Below are 17,088 nucleotides of genomic sequence, written 5' to 3' on the forward strand. Positions count from 1 at the left end.
TCTCCCGCCCCCGGCAGTGGGAAAACCCTTCCGTTGCACCAGCGGGCATCTGCGGTACACGGGGTCGGACCAGCCTCTACGGCACAATCCAATCCCCCTCGGCCACGACGCGCGCACCGCTCGCGTCAGCAAAGTGCACCATGTACCCGCCCTTGGAGGCGAAGCGCTGCCCCGGTGCGAGGGTCAGGCGCGGGTAATAGCCCGTGATCACGCGTCGCTCCAGCATGTCTTCCATGATCTCCACCAGGTAATCACGCACAAACGTGTCAGCCATATGGCTCAGCGTCTCGGACAGCAGCCCGCACGCCAGGAAGGTATCGGCCTGCACCTGCTCGTCGACCACCGGAATGCGCCGGATGGAGAACCAGCCGAGCGCATAGTCGACGCGCACCCGCCTGCGCTCGGGCAGGTCGAACGGATACGAAAGATGCGTCACGTCGCGCCAGCGGGCCGGCAACGGCGCGCGTTCAAGGCCCCCCATCAGCCCGGACAGGTAGACCGTCTGCGCAGGCGCCGTCTTGCCAAGCGCTGCGATATCGGCAGGACGCAGCCACAGCACCAGAGCGTCGCCATCCTTGATGCCGTGCAGCGCCTTTGCGGGGCTTTCGCCGGGTGCCAAAGCGCGGTCCGATATCTCCACGCCTGCCGCCTGCAGCGCGAGCGTGAGTGCGTGTGCGCCCGCCTCGCCGTTGTCGCCGGGGCGATAGACCTGGCGCACCGCCTTGATGGTGTGGTTGCGGGCCGCTGCGGAAATTTCCTTCGCGAACAACCCAGCCTCCAATAGCACGCCGCGCGAGAAATACAGCGTGTAGAAATCATCCCGGCCGGTGTCCGGCGCCTCAACGTTCGGAAACAGGCACGGCACGGCAGCACGCTCGCAGAAGGCGCTCACGGGCGCCCAATTCTTGCCGCCGAGCCCGGAGATCACGGCAAACACCGGCTCGTCGGCCAGATGCTGTTCAAGCTGCGCCTGCCAGGTTTGCGGCGGGCCGCTCAACGCCCATACGTGCAATTTCCACTGCCGGTTGACCATGTACATCATCTTGCGCGTGGAACGCAGCGGCGGGGTCTTGCCAAACGGAAACGCGTTCTTCTCGGCGACGAAGTGCTCCAGCACGTCCAGCATGCCGCGGCGCTTGATCGGGTCGGCATCCGGCGTGATGATCGTGGCGAAGTGCAGCACGCCGTCGCTGTCGACGCCGGGGGCGCGGCGCGGGTCGAGCCGCTTCAGATAACCGATCAGGGCCGCCATGTCGGCATCGTTCAACGCGAAATGCGGCATCAGGTAGTTCAGGGGCCGCCCCTGCGTGTCGATGCCCTCGCGAATCGCCCGCGCCAGCGTGGCATCGGTATACGGCTCGCGGTCGCCGCGCATGGTCTCGACGTAGGGGATGTTGAGATCTTCGCCGTTCCTTGCGCGCGGGTGGAACAGGTACCGCCCGGTGATTGGCGGGATCGTCGTCAAGCCGGACTTGGTGCCCAGCCCGCTGCGCCGATGGCAGTTGACGCAGGCGCTTGCGGCGCCTTCCGTGTGCATGCCGCTCTCACGGGTTGCCATCAGCGGCTGCCCCGATGGCAGCACGCCCTGGCGGAAGATGGCTTCGCCCGGGTCAGCCGGCGCAACGGCGCCCGCCCGCCCCATCGGCACGGCAAGCAACAGCAGAGGCCACGCGGCAAGCCACGCGCGCCATACCGCTTTCCATTTGCGCAGGGCGCCCGGCTGCGTGGTCACGGCGCGCTCCACTGCTAGCGAGCCGGCACCGTGCGCGGCATGGCGGCAGCGGGGCCGAGATCGGGGCGCACCTGCACAGAGCGGCTGCGGTCGGCCGCCACCACCGGCCGTGCAAACAAGCCGTCATCCAATTTGGGGTTGAACTGCACCTTGTCGATCACGAGCCTGTCGGAAGCCTGCCCGGTCCCCGCGCTGGTTTCAATGACGGCCGGTAACTGAAGATGCTCGATGGTCTGGTAGTCGCGGTAGTAGATCGTGACGGTCACCGGCTGGCCGAGCGTGCCTCGCCCCTCGCGTTCGACTTTCGTTTCCAGATAGGTTTGCGCGTCAACCCACACATGGCGCATCGCCCCGGAAGGCAGCATGACCTTCAACCGATAGGCCTTGTGCCCATCCACGTCATCCACACCTTCCAGCGCGAGCGTAATGCCCTTGGCCGCGTGGTCGATCAGCACACCGTCGATGACCTGCTCGTCGTGCGCGAACTTGAGCTCCTCCACGGTATACGGCTGCACGTTGGGGCCCTCGCCGTGCCGCATCGGACGCAGCTTCCAGCCTTGCGCGCCATCGTAGACGCGCAAGGCCATTCGGTTCATCGCGACAATCTCGAAGCGGGTCTTGTTCGGCCGCTTCATGGCGAGGACGTAGTTGGCGGGCGCGTTGCCGCTTTCCACGTGCCCGATCCAGACCATCGAATCGATGTTGTGCCAGGCTTGCGCACCGCCGCGCGCCTCGGCGTTCTTCTCGACGATCTGCTCCACCGACAGCGACCCTGCCGCGCCCCGCTCGGCGCAGCCCGCGCAGGCCAAGATGCATGCAGCCAGCGCCCATGCCGCAATTCGTCTCATGATGGCAATCCCCCCGGGAGTTGCACGCCCTATTGATGGTCGTGGCCCGTCTGTAAGCTCGCCAACTGCGGCTTGGCAAACAGCGCGTCGTCCACCGGCGCATTCACTGCCACGCGCTCAATCGTGATCTTGTGCGTCCGCTTGACACCCTGCACGGCCGTCTCAAGCACGTAGGGCACCTTCAGGCCATGCTCGACGCGGTAATCGCGAAAATAGACGGCGACATCGTGCATCTTGCCGTCCAGCTTGCGCGGCTCGCCATCGATCTTTAGATCCAGGAACGTTCCCGCATCGATCCACAACCGCCGTGTGACGCCGTCTTTCATCGTCAGCTTGAGCCTGTAGGCGCGGTGGCCTTCCACCTTGTCGACGCCTTCCAGCGCGATCTGCGTGCCCTTGCTGGCGTAGTCAATCAACGGGCCGTCCAGCTCGGAGGAGGACGCGGCCGACTTCAATTCCGCCGGCGTGTAGGCATCGACTTCATCGCGCCCCAGGAAAGGCCGGACTTTCCAGCCCTGCGCGCCGTCATACACCTGCAGCGCGGTCTGCCCTTGGAAGCGGATCTCGAAGCGGTTCTTGTGAGGCCGCTTGAGCGTCATCACAAAGGGCAGCGCCCAGTTCTTCGTGCCGCCCGCTTCAATCTGCCCGGTCATCACCATCGTGTTGACCGCGCGCCATGCCTGCAGACCACCGCGCGCAGCGACATTGCGCTCGGCAATTTGCGCCGCACTGAGCGCACTTGTGGACCCGGCCGCTGCCGCAGCGGAGGCGGTGAGCAAACCCGCCAGGCTCAATGCCAGAAAGCGAAATCGTGTCATCACCGCCCCCTCTTCATGTCTGACGTCTGGCAAGACGCCGTCGCCATGTCACTCGACCATCAAGCCGTCGATATGAAATGCACCGGCAACCACGTTGACGCGATCACCAGCCTTGACCAGATTGCCCTTGTTCGAGAACACCATCCAATACATCCGGCCGCGCTCCAGTTGCCCCGTCTGGCGCAACTGCCCAATCCTGTCCATGGCGGGCACTTGCACCAGCGCACGGCTTCGCTGATCGAACAGATACGGTGTGATGTTCTTGTCGGCAAACACCTTGGCCACCGCCGGATCGAGCACACGGTAGCTCAGCCGGATCAGGTTGCCCGACGCGGTCAGCCGCACGCTCAGGCCATCGACACCACCGTACGACCCGTAGTAGTACATCGCGTGGCCAGGTACCTTCGCAGGCAGGTAGGGCGAGCCTTTCTGCGAAGGCGCGCGGGCGAGGGCGGCCTTGGCACCGCCCTGCGCCTGCGGGGCCGGGTCGCTTGCGCAACCGACAAGCGCCACCGCCATTGCCAGCCCCGCCAGCGCCACGGGTACGTGGGTTCGCGGGTTCATGGCAGCAGTCCTCCGAACCATCGTCCGCCTGGGAATCCGGCCGGTGCACCGCCTGCAGGTGCCGCACCAGGTGTCACACCGGGGGGCGTGCCGGGCATGCCGGGTAGGCCGGGTAGGCCGGGCAGTCCGCCGGTCGGCGGCGTGCGCGGCCCGAGCGGCAATCCTCCAGCCCCACCGGGAAACCCCGTGGGCGGATTGAATCCACCACCCAACCTGCCAAGCAGTCTCGGCGGAAGCGCGAACCCCAGGATGCTGTTGAACGGATCCCACTGCACGGCCCCGATGTCGATCCAAGGCACCCGCGGATTGCCGAAGAAGTCATACGACGGCGCGCCGTTTGGACTTCCGCCCGCGACCGCCGGCCCCTGTTGGATGACGTAGTTTCCGAGTGCCGGCGTATTGGTGCCCGCCGTGGTCTGCACGGCAGGATTGCTCAGCGACAGCGGACCGTACTGCATGTTGATCCAGTTGTTGCCCTCATCGGGCGTGGCCGAGGGCTGCAGGCTGAACAACGGGTTCGGCAGCACAGCATCCGCAATGCCGGGGGGCACCTGGATACCGTTGCCGCCCGCCTCCGGCGGCAGGCGCGAGCCGTTGCAGTACTGGCTGACCACTCGCGGGTTGCCGCCCCGGTTGTTCTGGGCCGGATAGTCGCTCGCATCGGTCAGGATCGAGTACGTCGGATTCAGCGTGTAGCCGGAATCGTGGCTGTTGGCCGCTGTATCGCCTGCCACACCGATGTCCCAATAGACCGCTCCCTGCGGGCAGTATCCGGTGGGATGACCGGCTTGGTTCAACGTCGGAACCAGCGTGACGATGTTCTGCAGGCCCTGGATTCCGCTATCCAACCCACCCACGGTGATATGGAATGTGCGGTTCTGCCAGAAGATATTGTTCTCCAGGATCGGATTGGAAATCTGCGTGCAGTTGGCCATTCCGGCCGGGCACGCACCGCTCGCACCGTTGAAGGCTGCAATCAGGTTCGCTGTATGCGGTGCCACCTCCAGGCCGGCCGGCTGGTTGGTCGACGTGGTGATCGGCTTGCAAGTCGTTTCCGCGCCCACCGTGGTGCAGTTGGGCGGCCCGACGTTCGCCTGCGTTGCCGCATCGGTATTGAACAGCACACCGGATGTGGCCGTCGCATCGTTCGAGATGACCGTGTTGTTGATGAAACTCACGTTCACGGCATCCTGCAACGACACGCCCCCGCCTGCCCAACCGGCGACGTTGTTGCCGATGATGTTGTTGATCACCTGCACGGCGTACCACTGGCTCGGGTCACTCGGGCTGCGCTGCACGTCGGTGCCATTGACCTGTTGCAGCCTGAGCCCACCACCCTTGCCACTCTCGGCCGTGTTACCGATCAGCAGGTTGCTGTCGATCACGATGCCCGGCCCGGCGCCATCGGATAGCTGCGGTGCACAGTCAATATCAACGGTCGAGCTTTCGCAGAACGAGCCATCCGGCGGCACGCCTTGGACGATGATGCCGCCGCCATAGGTGGGCAGCGTCGGGTTGTTGCTCTGGTTGAACAGCACCCAGTTGTTGGCGATGTTGCCTTCATAGCTGAAACCGAAATGCGCCACGCCACCGCCGTCTCCGCTGCTGATATTGCCGCAGACCCAGTTGTAGTTGAACGCGTAATAGTCCGAGCCGGTACAGAAGGTCACCCCCCCTGCTGAGGACGGCGTGGTCGAGTTGATCTCGTCACCATACGAAGCGTTGTTGGTCACGGCGTTGTTGTGCACGTTCACGTTGGTGTTGTACTCGAACGGCAGCTCCGTCACGCCATCATCGCCGATGGTGCCGTCAGGCGTCTCCACCTGCCCGACTGTGATGCCGCCGGTGAGCGTGCCCGCATTGCTCATCACGCGGTTGTTGGCGATCTCCATGTTGTGGTTCCAGCCGTGCAGGAAGATGCCGCCTCCGCCCTGTGAGCTGTTGGTAAACGTCATGCCATCGATGCGCGACGGGTTGCACTGGAAGTTGGTCGGGTACTTCTTGCAGTCATCCGCACTATTCGTGAGCGGTGTGCAGATGCCGTTCGCGGTGCAGTTCGGGTCGGGCTGCAGGCCGTTGACGCCGGGCACGTCACGCACGCCCTTGGCCAGCACCGTGATCGCCGCGCCTTCATACGCGCCCATCAGCGTGGGCTCCATCAGCAGTTCAGCCAGATTGCCGTTCAGGTTCGTGTCCCAGCCGACCACGGGCTCGAGCGGGATCGCGTCCACCTGCCGCTGCATGCCAGCCGAGCAGGTGTATGCGCCGCTGGGGTCGTACGGATGGGTCGGGCTGATCATCCCGCCATCCAACGCGACACCGAACAGGCAATCGACCTGCCTACGCCACGGGTCCATCTTGCCGGACGGATGCGTGTTGGCATTGACAACGACCGACGGCGCACCCACGCCCTGCAGCCGCAGGGGCTTCCACATCAGCAGCATTTCCTTGTAGGTGCCTGGCCCGACGACGATCATGTCGCCCGGCGTGGCCTTGTCGATCGCGGTCTGGAGCGCGTTGTTTGTCGCGTTCTCGCCGTTCACATAGGTGGGCGTCTTGCCGCCGATGGTGACGGTCACCGCATCAATCGAACTCTTGCCGTTGTCCGCGTTGATCACCAGTTCACCACAAGTGGCCTGCGGCTGTCCGGGCTGCTGGATCGGGCAACTCGATTGGTCCGCAGTCAGGGGAGGCACCAGCACCTTGATCTGAGAATCGCTCCACGACTGAATGATCGCGGGTTGGTCGCCAATCGTGACGCTGCTGTCCGGCCCTTGCGCACCGAACCCATAGTGGCGTGTGACGAACTTCGCGTTGAACGGTGCGGCTGTTGCAGCCGGCCCGGTGTAGCCGCTGTTCGGCACGGGCTGATCGCCAAGGGCATTGATCGTCAGCGTGTGCAGCGGTGCACTCACCCACGGGCCGCTGCCGCCACCGGGCAATGGGTCGCCAACCACGGTGGAGACAGCCGGCGTGGCATCGGGATACGCGCAATCCGGCGGGTTGTACCCGTCCGCAAAGGCCTGTACGGGCACCACGGGCGTGTCCATGTACTGCGTCTGCCCCGGCATGAACGGGATTTCATAGCAGAACTGACTGTAGGCCGGGTTGTAGAGCGGGTCACGGATGGTCTGGCCGGGATGCGCCGGGTCCGGCAGGTCCGGATCGTTCATGCAGGCGACCATCATAGTCGGCGCATAGCCGGTCGGATTCGGCGGATCGACTTCCCACGTCGAGTACGTCAGGCCGTTGAAGATGCCCCATTGATCCGAGTACACACGCGAGATCTCGTTGCCGGCGAAATCCTTGATGGAAATCGGCACGTTCGGGACCGCGAACTTCTCGCCAAATTGCGGCGAGTACGGATCGAACTCCGACGAGAAATCATCCAGCATGAAGCCCGTGTAATGCGAGGCAACGTGTGTCGAGCTGAACAGGTAGAACTTGGCCCGCACCGACATCTGGTTGTCCAGCCGCACCTCCTTGCGGTCGCACAAGTGGCGCGATGCCCCGGCAAACGGCGCCACCTGCTGCGCCCCTGGGAACAGGCTCAGGTAGTCCGGCACGACGCGCAGTGCGCCGACACATGGCCAGTAGGTCTCTGTCATCCCCGTATCGCCCTCACTGCGCGGGAACGTGACCGACCCAAGGTTGGTGGTCATGTTTTGCGGGTTGTTGGCGTTGTACGCTGCGTTCACCGCTGCCTGATCGGGCATGATGTAGATGTTGTTCAGGCCGGCAAACTGCTGGACCACCGGCGCAATGAAGTTGTCGCCAATCAGGATGTTCTTGTCTTCCTCCTTCATCAGTTCGTAGCCGGGCGGCACGACCACTTCCACCACATATTTGCCAGCGGGCAGCATCATCGTGCCGTCACCCGTCGGGTTGGGCGCGCAGACGGTGCAGTGCGTGCCAGTGGGCTTGCCGGTTTTCGGGTCGCGGCCGGTCACACTGGGGAACTGATACATCCCATCAAACGGCGCCGGCTGCAGTTGGTTGAATACATGCATGCCGTCGTAGCATTTGAACTGGGAAGCGTTGGGCAGTGCACGCTGTTGCGGATCGAGCCATTGCGTTGAATTCTTCAGCGTGAAATAGAACGGATCCGTCGTTTCCTGCCCCGGGCAATTCATGTTCGGAACACCATCGGAGCGGAAGCCCTGTGCCCAATCGTCCCAGCTTGTCGTCTTGGTGGTATCCACCAGCTTGAGCGTCGTGGAGCCGTCTGACGCGATGGTCTCCTGATACAGGTTGACCGTCACGTTCGGGATGTTCGGCAGCCACTTTGCGTGCACCGTCAGCGTCGGGTCGTCGAACGCGCGCGTGGAAGCGTAGGCCACTTCGCCCTGGATGCCGCCGTTCTCGTTGGCCGCGAACGCCTTCTTGCCGAACTCGACGAACCCGCTCTGCCCTGAGAAGCCCTGCCATCCCATCGTGGTCACCCACGGCGGGTCGATGCGGCCGGTGGACGGGTTGGAACCGCTGCGGTCGTTGCAGTCCGCGTCGTTGCAATAGACGGCGCCTGGCACCCGCAGGTTGCTGGGCAGATGCGCCGTGGACGATTCGAGCGTGTTGGCAAGGTTGGCGGCGATGACCGACTTTCCGCCGCCGGGCGTGCCGTCCGGCGGGCCACCGGCGTCGTACACGACGTGAACGCCCGTCTGCTTGTAGCGCGTCGTATCCGCCTCGACCACGTACCAGTTAAACAACGGGAACACCTCGTTGAACGACATGTAGCCGTTCATGTCGGTGGCGCCCAGATTGGAAATGCTGCCATCGCGGAAGCGGACGTTCATCGGCACCATGGCCAGGCCGGGGTCGGTGTCGCGCGACACGCCATCCCCCGTCAGATCGAAGAACGTGCGCGTGTACAGGTTGGTGTGCCACTGCAGCACGGCAATGTCGCCGACATCCATCGTCGTGCCGCCACTGATCGTCACCGCCCGCGCCAGGCCATCGACGATCTGGTCGTTCCACTGGTCGAACACCGTGATGCGGAACGTGCCGTCCGGCAAGCCATTGAGGGCGAAGGTGCCATCGGGGTTGCACTTGGCGAAGGCAATGTCGTCGCCATCTGTGCTGCCAACGCTCACATAGCACTGCGTAAAGCTCAGCGGTTTGCGTGATTGGCTGCCATACAGGTTTTCGTTAGGCGGGCGGCTGTAGTGCAGGTTCGTAATGCGCCCTTTCACGCCGTTGTTGCAGGTGGTGCCGTTGCACACGACAGGCAACCGGTCGTTGATGATCTTCGGGTTGGCAAAACCAATGGACACATGAAACCCGGCCGGCCCGAACTCCTGGAAGTAAGCCGGGCCACCCACCTTGATGAACGAGTCGTGTGCCTTCTGGCCATCCAGCGTGTTGGTCTGCAGCCACTGCTCGCCGCGCGCGATGCGATCTGCCGCAGGCGTGGCGATGATGCCGTAGCGGCCTGGCATCAGGTTGGCGATGATCGCCTGGCCCACCAGCGGCGAGTAGGTCTTTCCATCCGATTCAAACGGCGGGCAGGTCGGAATCATGCCGACGATGTGGTCCGGCGCCAGGGTGATCGGGCATGCATCGAGTCCGGTGGATGGGTCGATGGTGCCGGCCAGCGAATTGGACAGCGGCATGTTGAACATGTCGTAGGTCATCTGGCCGGTCGGGTCACCAGTGCCACCCGCGTCGTCCCAGAGCTTGATCTCAAAGCCGCCTAGACCGGGCTCGCGGGATGAACCGGCTGTATCCGAGCCGCCGTGCACGTCGACTTCGCCGTTCAGCGGTGAATCATCCTCGAACACGAACACCGACACCTTCGCAGTCTTCAACGGCGTCTGCTGGAGCGAGACGTTCACTGTTTTCTGCCCCGCCGCGATCGGGCCACCGCCCATGGCGTGACCGCACTTGCCCTTGGGTGGGGCGAAATCGGCACCACCCGGGCCAGACGGACAGTCCTTCGCAATATCGAATTGCCGCGTCGCGCCCGTCGGATTGGCCGGATCGATTGGCACGGGCGCACCGCCATTGTTGGTAAAGGCATTGCCCGCATCGCCCGGCAGAATGGAGATGTAGTAGCGCTTGGCCGGGTCGAGCACGACCTGGCTCGGATCAACCGGAACCTGCTGTGCGCCATCCGTGCGGCAGACACCGTTGCCGATGTCGCACACGGTCGGCTTATGCGTGTTGGTGGCCGGGTCGTACACCGTCTGGCCGAATTCGCACGCGAATTGGCCCACGCAGCCTGACGCCACCACGGGCATGTAGCTCGTGTGGAAGTTGGTGCCGATGCTCGGCACCGGCAACGGTGGGCACGTGGCCGGCCGGTTGGTGGTCGAGTTCACCTGGCAGGCCGGATCAATATAGAAAGTACGGTCTTCCTCGATGATCCAGCGATAGTCCGTGATTGCCGTGCCGGTGTTGGCATCCTTAACGGCAACCGCAAGTCCGCTGCCTGCCTTGAAGGTCACGGTCACGGTGCCGGGTGTGGCACTCGACGTCTTCTGCGAATTGACAGCGTTGTACTTGAACGTCAGCGTCGCGGTCGCGTTGCCTGTGGGCACGGTCGTCGGCGTCGCGGTAAACGAACCGTCCGGGTTCAACGTCACGGTGCCGCCCGTTGCGGAGCCCACGATGGCGGCCGTCATCGGCAAGCCGGAGGGGTCTGTCGCATAAGCCAGCACGCCAGGAGACGCTATGCGCAACTGGGCCGCCACGTTGCTCATGTAGCTTTGGTTTCCGGCCGTGGGAGCGCCGCCCAGGCAGCCCGTGGCCGCAGCCCCCGCTCCGCAGCTCGTCAGGGCCGTTAGCGTGACGGTGCCGGTGATGGCCGCATTGCCGTTGGCTTCATAGACGAAGCTGTCCGAGGCGGTTCCGGCATTCGGTACGTACGTGAACGTACCGTCGGCATTGAGCGTGAGCGTGCCGTTTTTTGGAGGGGTCAGCAATTCGACGCCATAGATGCCCACGGTATTGGCCATCACACCTTTGGCGGGGTCGGACACCGTCAACGTCGTATTTGGCGTGAAATAGTATTGGGCGTTCTTGGCAGTGACGCCGCTGCCCGCCCCCGTCAGGGTCGGCAATGCCCCACCATTGACGCTGATGTACGCCCGCATGCCGCCGTCGCGCTGGTTATCGGTCGACAGGCTCAATTGCCGGTCGAACACGGGCACGGCCGATGCGCCCGCTGCCGGCGCGTCCATCATCACGTCGAATACCTTGCCGGCGGGCAGGAACACTTCGTTCTGGATCTTCCAGTTGCCTGGCTGCGGGTTGCCGTCCTCGGCAATCAGCGCGAAGCCCGGAACCGGCTTGGCGGCCGGCGGCGTGACTTGCGTGCCGACCGTCGCCGGCACGTGCATGCGCAGCCCGGCGTTGACGAAACGCACGAGAACCTGGCCATTCGCGGGAACATTGTTGACGGCAAACTGCGAGCGTGTCGGATTGCTGCGGTCGAACGCGACACCGTTGATCAGGTAGTAGCGCGGGTCGTAGTTGACCACTGGCGGATAGCAGGTGCGGTAATTTTTTGACGCCGGGTTGCCGCATTGGTTTGGCTGGCCCGACCAAGCCTGCGTTTCGCTGAAGTTGGGGGTCACCACATCGAGGGCGATCTCACGGTTCAATGCAGGGTCGATCTCCCCCAGCACCAGGGGCACGTCGGCGTCGTAGCTGACGTTCGGATACGCCCGCGCCCGCACGCCTGCGCTCGCAGGCGTTCTGACCACGAGCACGCCGTACAGGCCCATCGGCCCTTGAATCGACGGATGCGTACCGGATTCGATCAGATACGTTCCGGGCCGCAGGTTTGCCCATGTCAACGCAGTGGTCGCACCATGCGCGACTTCCGTCGAGAACGACTGCACGCGCGGCGCCTGCGGAGGCGGCTGGAAGACGACGGGCGGCGGGGTGCCCTGCCCCGCCACACCGCTCGCGGGGGTGACAGTCGACCAGGTGGTCGCGGTCTGCGGCGGATGCACGGGGCTTGGCTTGGACGTCGCCGTCGTACCCAGACCGCCACCGACCTGGCCAACGATCGTGAGCGAGGTCGGCACCGTGCCCGGCAGGCTGTTGGTCAGGTTGATGGTCAACGGACCGGGCGGCACCGTAATCACCACCGGCGACCACCCTGCGCCGGCGTTCGGATTCGACGCCGTGCAGGTGGCGGGCGCCGTGACTGTGCCGCATTTGTAGCCCCACATCGGCACCGACTGGCCGTCGGGCAACGCGGCATTCACGCCGGCGGCCGTCAGGTTCACGGATTGCGCGAACGACGCGCCGCTCGCCGCCGCGAGAATCGATGCCACAAATCCGGCCTTCCTAACCAGGCCGAAGAGCGTCGCATGAAACGAATCGGATTTCATCGCCTTGCTCCCCTGGTGTCCCTTTAGTTACCTTCATTGATCGTGAAGGCCTGCGGATCGACGAGCATCATCATCATCATCCCGCCCGGGAAGATGTTGTTCGTCGTAATCTCACGCTCATTGTGCGAATGCCACATGTAGGCGAACCCCGCTTCGGTCGTGGGGGGGTTCACGATCAAGCTGCTGGGTGGAGTCGTACCCGTCGCGCCGACGGCACGCACCGTGGCATCCGGGCCGAGATACGGGCTGCCCGCATACCACGCACCGTTGGTCAGAATGTTTGCGTCGGGCAGTGTGACCGGACCACCGCTACTGACGTCGCCAAATGGATGCGCCTCAAGCGGCTTGCCATGGTCGGCACACCACTCGTAGTAGTTGGGCGCGTGTGGATCCGCCGTGTAGTAGCCGTTTGCATCGGGAATGCACACGCTGCTGTCGCCGGGCTTGTGCCCATAGACATCCCAGTTCAGCCCTTTTCCGGTCCAATAGAAGATGCCGTCCATCGTGAGCCCCGGCGTGGTCGTGGTCGTGAACAACAGCGGTCCTGCCAGCTTGGTCGGGTCGGTCTGACTGAGCAGCAGGTTGCCGTCGCGCGCCAGCACGCGCACGTGGTTGCCGTGCTCGTGGAACGGATGCTGCCAACGCCCGGTGCCGATGATGCGCAACAGCACCAGCTCGCCCGGATGCATGTGCGGGTTGCCGTTGTATGGCTGGTGCGGATACTGCGGCGCGTAGTTGGTGTCCATGTCGTCGGGCATCGACCGGCCGTTGACCATGAAATACGCGGGGTGATACGGCTCGGTCTGCACGATCATGCAACCGGTGGGCTGCGTGCACGGCAGCGCCGCCTGCTGCTCGGCCTGTGCGTGGATGGCCGGATCGATCTCAGAGAACTGGAACAGGTATTCCCGGTCGTAGCACGCCATGCCGTGGTTGTAGGCGGCTGCCGCGTTGCGGTAGTCGGGCTGGCCGTCGGGCAACTTCGCAGCCACTGCGTGGCAGCCGACGGGAACGGCCACCGTGCCGGAGGTTGCGGGCAGCACGATCAACGCGCCGTACAGCCCCATCTCGACCTGCAGGTCGCCCTGCGTGCCGCTGTAGTACGCATGCGTGCCGGGCGTCGTTGCGATGAATCTGTACGTCACCGTTGCGCCGTGCGGCGCCTCCCTCGCCAGCAGGCCCTGCACCCCGGTTGCCGTGCCCGTGCAGGCGCCGGTTGCGGCATTCAGCGTTGCCGCGCACACCTGGAAGCCCGGGAACAGGATCGACGTGTTCCCGGCAGCGGCGGGCAGGTTGTTGGTGAGCGTGACCGTGACCACGTCACCCTGCTTGACGATCAGCGTGGGGCCAGGAATCTGCATGCTCGGGCAGTTCTGGCCGTCCAGCGGATTGATAGCGGGCAGGAAGCTCACCGCCGTGCGCGGGTTGCATCCATAGCCCCACGAATACACGCTGGCGCCATCGGGCTGGCTGACCCGGTTTGCCTCGGCGGTGAGATCGAAGGTGGGGCCCGCAATGCCCGGCGCCGCCGCGCGCGCGGCAATCGAGATCAGCATGATGACGATGGCCGCAGCGAGGCGCCCCAGCCAAGCGTTCCACGCAGAAAAAGTAATGTGGTTCACGGCAGGTCTCCTAGGGGGTGCATGCCTTCGTCGCCGTGTCCACCGCGCTGCAGATATGCACCTCGGTCATCAAGCCGCCGAAGTTTTCCGCGTCGTTGGCGAGGTGATCGAGATTCGGCGTGTACAGGTAGTACGTGGAACCGCGTGGATAGCTGTTGGTGTCGCTGGCATCCAAGATGACGTCGAGCGACTCACCGCCGCCCAGCGTGATCGAGTTGGAGTAGTACGTCATGTCATTGCCGGCCATGTCGCGCAGCAGGCGGGCGTTGATGCCGATCACATGCATCGGGATGCCGAGCGAAGCCAGCGTCTGGTACTCCGTCACGTCCAGATTGGAGATGCGCAGCAGCGCCTTGCCGCCGACCGGGATGTTGATGATCGATGGCAGCGGCTGTGAATAGTGCAACGCACCGTCGGACGAAGGCGTGCTCATCGGCCCGGTGCTGACGGTATCCGGGTAGCTGCGGCCGTTGAGCAGGAAGTACTTGTCCTTCATATCGGTGAACGGCTCGGGGTTGAACGTCATGCCGATGAAGTGGAAGTTCGGGTCGAAGCCGTGAATCTGCAGCGGGTATTCCACGTCGTACGCGGTGGAACCGTCGCCATCGTTGTACGCGTACAGCGTTGGCGCGCCGCTCTTGTCGTTGGCGTGCAAGGTGCTGTTCTGCGGCGGCAGCGGCGACGGGCACAGGATGTCGGTGCCGCAGCGTGTGCGCAGATCGGCCTGCTGACCGAGCAGCGCCTGATACAGCGAAGCACCGGCCGGCACCCGGTTCTGCCGCGGCCGCACGTAGATCTGGCCGACCATGCCCATCTGCAGGTGCTCGGGCGGCGTGATGTGGCAGTGCCAGAAATAGGTGCCCGCATCGGGCGCGAGGTAGTAGTAGGTGAAGCTGCCGCCGATGTTGATGGCCACCGACGCGTCCGGCACGCCGTCATAGAACGACGACGCATTCGGATACCCGTGGAAGTGCACGGTGTGCTTCTCGAACAGGTCGGGGCGCATGATCATGCCGACGTTGGTCAGCGTGAGGAAAAACTCGTCGTCCTCGTCGATCGCCATCAGGGGCGCCGGGATATTGCCGTTCATGACGCCCGTGTCCATGATCGGGCGCGGGTCGACATGGCCATCGATCTGGCCGGGCGGCGACGAGTTCGGGTCGGGGGTCAGGCCCACCGCGGCGTTGGGATCGGTCAGCGAGTTGAAGATCGACGGCGGCTGGGTTCCCGGCAGGCCGTTCTGGATGTCTTTCAGGCCGGAGAGCGGACCGAACGAGAACATGTAGGTATGTACGCCGTCGGCCATCGTCGAGTAGCCATCGCCGCCCGAAATCTGCTGGCACTTGATGCCACCAGGAAACGTGCTGGAAGGGTTATGCGTGATCGTGGTCGTGGGACACTGCACCCGAAACGACTGCGCGCCAACCGGCACAGCGACAAGCAGCAACAGCAGTGCCACGGCACCACTGCCTGCCACGCGAAGAGCGAACATATGACCTCCCAGCGACTGGTCATCGCGCACGGTATGCGTCTATGCATCAGGCGACCTGCTGCCCTTGCGGCGACCGTGCAGCCTTCAATTCCCGTTTCCCCGGTGTTTCTATTGTGGGAAGCGCCGCCAGCTTCCGACATGGGTCAAACTCCTACTGTTGTGGTGGGGCAAACCTGCGTCAACGAGCGGGGCGACCTGGTTTGATGGTCAGCCTGGGCGGCAGTGCTGGCGTGCCGGCGGCGCTGCGCCTGCCCATGCCCGGCACGGGATAGACGAACTGCCAGTCTGCGTAGGTCTGGGCGTTGGCAAAGAAGGCATACCGGCCCGGAAAATTCGCATGCTTGATCGGCGCCGCGTCCGACTTGCTATGGATGCCGTAGATGCCGGTGCCGTCGCGCAGCAACTCCCAGTCGTTGCTCCCGGTGATCGGATCGGGATAAGCGCGGCGCAAATGATGCAGCGGCACCGGAAAGCGCTTGTCGTCGATCAGGTCGTCGATCGTCAGCGGCAGGCTGCGCCCCGCCAGGTAATAGCGCTCGATGGCGTGCCTGTATTGGTTGCCGACAAACAGCAGTTCTTCCTCCTGCTGCCGTTGTCGCTGCAGCGCCCAGACATCCAGCCCCGCGAGCAGCGCGATCGACGCCAGCATCAGCGCGATCAGCAGTGTGAGCATGACCAGGCCGCGCGTCCTTGCGGGACGGTGGGCAAGGTTGGTGCGGTACGGATACGACGCCGCAATCATTTTTCTGCCACCGGTTCGGAGGCCGCCTGCGTGGTGTTCGCCTCCCGCGCCGGGCCGACATCGTAGATGCCGGTCTTGGATGTATCCGGCGGCGCGATCACCGCCCACGCCGTGCTGTCATGGACGGGGTCGATCGGAATGCCGCGCAGATAGCGCTTGGCCACCAGGTCTTCCAGCGTATCGGGGTACTGGCCGTTGTCGCCGTAGTACTTGTCGATGGCATCACGGATGACTGCCAGGTTCTGCTGCTGTACCTGGGTTTTCCCCCGCTCGATGCTGTGGAAATAGCGCGGCAGTGCCAGGGTCAGCAGCAACCCGATGATGGCCATGACGACCACCAGTTCGATCAGCGTAAAGCCTCGGCGTAGCGCGTGCAGTGCTCGCTTCATGATCGCCCTCACCAATCCCGGTACGGAATGCCGTTCAGGCCCACGCTGTCCGACTTCGACTTCACGTCGAACACGTCGTCGCCACCCGCCCCGCTGTCGATCGGCACACCGTATGCACGCACGTTCCAGGTATCCGCAGCCAGCGTTGACGCGTCGCCGGAAAAGAACGGATCGCGTGGCACCCTGCGCAGGAACATCAGCAACCCGCCCTTGGGGTCCTTCGCATCCTTGACGCCGTCCGCCAGCACCGCGAGCGATGGCGGATAGCCGGACGCGCCCGCCTCGTGCTCCACCGACCCCGAGTCGCTCGCGTCCTTGTAGGCGTCGATCGCGGTGCGGATCTCGCGCAGCGCCACCCGCAGTTCCTGCTCCTTCTCGCGCTGCACGGCCAGCTCGGAAAGCGGCACGATGGCCGAGGCGACGATGCCGACCAACGCCAGCGTGATCACAAGCTCGATCAGCGTGAAACCGGCGCCGCAGCGGCACCATCGGCTCGCGCGACCACGCCCGGGGGGAAGACGCCGCAGACAGGCCATGGC

Annotated in this window: 10 protein-coding genes; all 10 read right to left on the reverse strand. The window is 64.3% G+C overall.

The window, feature by feature from the left end; all coding sequences use genetic code 11:
• Positions 1 to 76: 76 nt before the first annotated feature.
• Entirely contained in the window at positions 77 to 1,642 is a 1,566-nt protein-coding gene (locus V6657_RS20080) for a c-type cytochrome (protein ID WP_171017964.1), read from the reverse strand.
• A gap of 104 nt (positions 1,643 to 1,746) precedes the next feature.
• The gene (locus V6657_RS20085) at positions 1,747 to 2,580 is read right to left on the reverse strand and encodes a hypothetical protein (protein ID WP_082170248.1); all 834 of its coding nucleotides are present in this window, start codon (positions 2,578 to 2,580) and stop codon (positions 1,747 to 1,749) included.
• 29 nt (positions 2,581 to 2,609) lie between these two features.
• The gene (locus tag V6657_RS20090; protein ID WP_048934798.1) at positions 2,610 to 3,398 is read right to left on the reverse strand and encodes a hypothetical protein; all 789 of its coding nucleotides are present in this window, start codon (positions 3,396 to 3,398) and stop codon (positions 2,610 to 2,612) included.
• 48 nt (positions 3,399 to 3,446) lie between these two features.
• The gene (locus V6657_RS20095) at positions 3,447 to 3,962 is read right to left on the reverse strand and encodes a hypothetical protein (protein WP_048934797.1); all 516 of its coding nucleotides are present in this window, start codon (positions 3,960 to 3,962) and stop codon (positions 3,447 to 3,449) included.
• Positions 3,959 to 12,304 carry an Ig-like domain-containing protein gene (locus tag V6657_RS20100; RefSeq protein ID WP_048934796.1) on the reverse strand — a complete coding sequence of 2,782 codons (8,346 nt, stop codon included), beginning with the start codon at positions 12,302 to 12,304 and terminating at the stop codon, positions 3,959 to 3,961. The genes V6657_RS20095 and V6657_RS20100 overlap by 4 nt, the downstream gene beginning before the upstream one ends.
• Positions 12,305 to 12,327: 23 nt before the next feature.
• Positions 12,328 to 13,926: a multicopper oxidase family protein gene (locus V6657_RS20105; RefSeq protein WP_048934795.1), complete on the reverse strand. Its 1,599-nt coding sequence runs from the start codon at positions 13,924 to 13,926 to the stop codon at positions 12,328 to 12,330.
• Positions 13,927 to 13,936: 10 nt separating this feature from the next.
• Complete coding sequence (locus V6657_RS20110; protein WP_048934794.1) at positions 13,937 to 15,418, reverse strand: multicopper oxidase domain-containing protein; 1,482 nt, start codon at positions 15,416 to 15,418, stop codon at positions 13,937 to 13,939.
• Positions 15,419 to 15,596: 178 nt separating this feature from the next.
• Complete coding sequence (locus tag V6657_RS20115; protein ID WP_048934946.1) at positions 15,597 to 16,091, reverse strand: type II secretion system protein; 495 nt, start codon at positions 16,089 to 16,091, stop codon at positions 15,597 to 15,599.
• A gap of 65 nt (positions 16,092 to 16,156) precedes the next feature.
• Positions 16,157 to 16,549, reverse strand: a complete 393-nt coding sequence (locus V6657_RS20120) for a prepilin-type N-terminal cleavage/methylation domain-containing protein (RefSeq protein ID WP_048934793.1) — start codon at positions 16,547 to 16,549, stop codon at positions 16,157 to 16,159.
• Between the two features lie 8 nt (positions 16,550 to 16,557).
• A complete protein-coding gene (locus tag V6657_RS20125) occupies positions 16,558 to 17,085 on the reverse strand; it encodes a type II secretion system protein (RefSeq protein ID WP_048934792.1) in 528 nt (175 codons plus the stop codon).
• Positions 17,086 to 17,088: the final 3 nt, after the last annotated feature.

The organism is Ralstonia sp. RRA (assembly GCF_037023145.1).
Taxonomy (GTDB): Bacteria; Pseudomonadota; Gammaproteobacteria; order Burkholderiales; family Burkholderiaceae; genus Ralstonia.